Source organism: Methanogenium sp. MK-MG (assembly GCF_009914725.1).
In the GTDB taxonomy this organism is placed as follows: Archaea; Halobacteriota; Methanomicrobia; order Methanomicrobiales; family Methanomicrobiaceae; genus Methanogenium.
This window is the reverse complement of sequence record NZ_JAAAWJ010000138.1, coordinates 1-2,363: the sequence shown is the minus strand read 5'-3', so window position 1 is coordinate 2,363 and position 2,363 is coordinate 1. Positions and strand designations below refer to the sequence as shown.

Sequence of the window (2,363 nt, the reverse complement as noted above, 5' to 3'; positions counted from 1 at the left end):
TATATTCCCGGCTTCGACAGCAGGAACCGTGGACAATCGTTTTGACCGATAAAACCACAAACAGCACATTTATTCCACATCAATTGCGTACATAGACCGCCTCTCCGCAATGACCACCTTATGACGCCGCCTCTCCCAGACAAATACGGTGAAGTATACCACCCAGATGACAATGCTCAAACCCACCAAGGTGGCAAGAATCAAATGAGTGGCCGCGTTGAAGGGGACTGAACGCCCAAAGAGGACACCCTTCTTCACATTATATCTCTGTACCTCAATCTGGTTCGCATGGGCCATCTCAAGCAGCGTTTTTTCAACCTTCCCCTCCATGGTGAGGAGCGCTTTTGAGACTGCCTGACGGGAGATATGGAACTGCTCTGCAATCCGTATGTTGGCAATGCCGTCACGGCGAAGTCTCCAGAATTCAAACTGCCGGTCGGTCATCAGGAATGACATGTGTCAACACGTGAATGTTGACACCATATACTTTTTGCCGATTGTCAGGTCGTTGATCTGTATGCCGGAACATCCTGCGAAGGCAGACATTATGCTTACCTCACCATCTTCTGATCTGCCAGGTATTCAATGCAGACTTCATACTGAAATCCATAGAATACGCAGTGTGATCTTCGCGACATTCTATTCAATCGGATACTTTTTGTCAGGCAAGCATGTGCAAAGGAGAGTGAGAGCACAGGACGTGAGGCAGTACGTCGTCTTTCTGCCACATTTTTCTGAAACAACTATTCCACCGCTGTTCAGGCGGGACAGGTGCCATGAGACAGATGAGGGAGCAATACCAATCCAACGGGCAATCTCCGTTCGTGTTGCACCATGACGCTGGGCAAGGAACCTGCAAATTTCACCCGCCGTACCCGAATGAAGACGTGATAAAATTCGCTTTTCATCCATTGAATATTTGCCATTATTTTCAAAATAAGTTGTATGGCCACCTTCCCTCCACTCCGAGATCCGGCCCTCCCTGAGAAGTATATACAGATGGTAGTGCAGAGTCCCCCGGTTAATTTCCATTTTTTTTTCAATAACTGAGAAAGGGGTTCCCGGGTGTACCTTAATATAGTCATATACTTCCGCACGGACAGGCTGGGTCAGTACATCCTGACGTGTCGCCCGGCGAAATCCAAGGGTGCACCATACACCCGCCGCGTAGAGAAGTATTACAGGTTGGTAAAACAGGGGACACATCAGACAGACCATAAAACAGAAAAATGCCAAAGGAGGAACCTCCCACCACGATATGGGGAGGGATTCTATCTCGTTCCCCCCAGGAGGGAGAGTATCCCATGCCTCCACCGAATATATTCCGGCTGCCATAACAGGTGCGGTAAGAAAAATGACGACAAAAAACAGAATCAACAGTGTGATCCGAACATAACCAGGTATCCTCAACACCTCCCAACAGAGGATATGAACTGTGAACCATATAAACAATATGTGACAATCATCTCCCTTTTGAACTATCCCACATTCATCACAGCAGGCGTCATTTTTACCTACATACCGGGGAGTTGGCGATTCTCACAGAAAAGGTATATCTCAATGAGAAATACCTATCAACAAGACCTGAAAAGCCGAAATTGCCGGAAGGTTGATGGAATGTGATGATAATGAAGAACAAAGACCTGAATTTAATATGCTGCGCAGCTGCCATCCTGATCCTGTACATGGCTGTGACTCCTGCTGCCGCACTTACAGCACAAGTAATCCCACCTATTCTCCCAAAAGGGCTGCCCCTCTCAGTCTCCGGTCAGACGGACAATCCGGGGGAGGTCGCAGTGTGGATCATCGGTCTGACCTGCCATGACCGCCTGATCATCAACGCCCCCAATGGTACATTCACGGAAGAATTGTTCCTGCCTAAAACAACATCCCAGTTTTCAAGTGGCCAGTATTTCCTGATAATTGAAGATACGGGCCCCGACGGAAAATTCGCCCTTGAAACTGTCACTGATGACGAAAATACGATGGTGCACTACCTTGGGCAACCTCTTTTTGCCCTCGACGACGCCGGGACAAGCTATTCGGACACTGCAATGGCACTCTCAGAGGCACTTGATCGCCCCGATATCGATGATAGATCGTTAATGAGAATCGTTCTCGTGGAAGAACCATGGGTGAGGTTTGATCAAAACCCCAACGGTCACCCGGGTGACCTTCTGCGGTTCGCCGGTTCCACCAATCTGCCGCCAAACTACGAGATACACTATTCCATCCTCCCTTCATCTGTTGAATCCTCTCCCAATGACAGTACTTTAAAATCCGGCAGACCCTTTCTCTCAGACTCACCCCTCAATACCAATCTAAAATGCCTGCTATGCGAGTATTTTACCTAAATTCTCCCA

The 2,363-nt window shown here is 48.3% G+C and carries 3 protein-coding genes; 1 reads left to right on the top strand and 2 read right to left on the bottom strand.

Annotation, left to right across the window (positions count from 1 at the left end; all coding sequences use genetic code 11):
• Positions 1-69: 69 nt before the first annotated feature.
• Positions 70-456, bottom strand: a complete 387-nt coding sequence (locus MKMG_RS11620; RefSeq protein WP_254059181.1) for a hypothetical protein — start codon at positions 454-456, stop codon at positions 70-72.
• 183 nt (positions 457-639) lie between these two features.
• On the bottom strand, positions 640-912 hold the full coding sequence (locus tag MKMG_RS11805; protein ID WP_371415222.1) for a helix-turn-helix domain-containing protein: 273 nt from the start codon (positions 910-912) through the stop codon (positions 640-642).
• A gap of 716 nt (positions 913-1,628) precedes the next feature.
• Between MKMG_RS11805 and MKMG_RS11280 the strand changes: the two genes are divergently transcribed.
• Positions 1,629-2,354 carry a hypothetical protein gene (locus MKMG_RS11280; protein ID WP_165078041.1) on the top strand — a complete coding sequence of 242 codons (726 nt, stop codon included), beginning with the start codon at positions 1,629-1,631 and terminating at the stop codon, positions 2,352-2,354.
• The last annotated feature ends 9 nt before the right edge of the window (positions 2,355-2,363 follow it).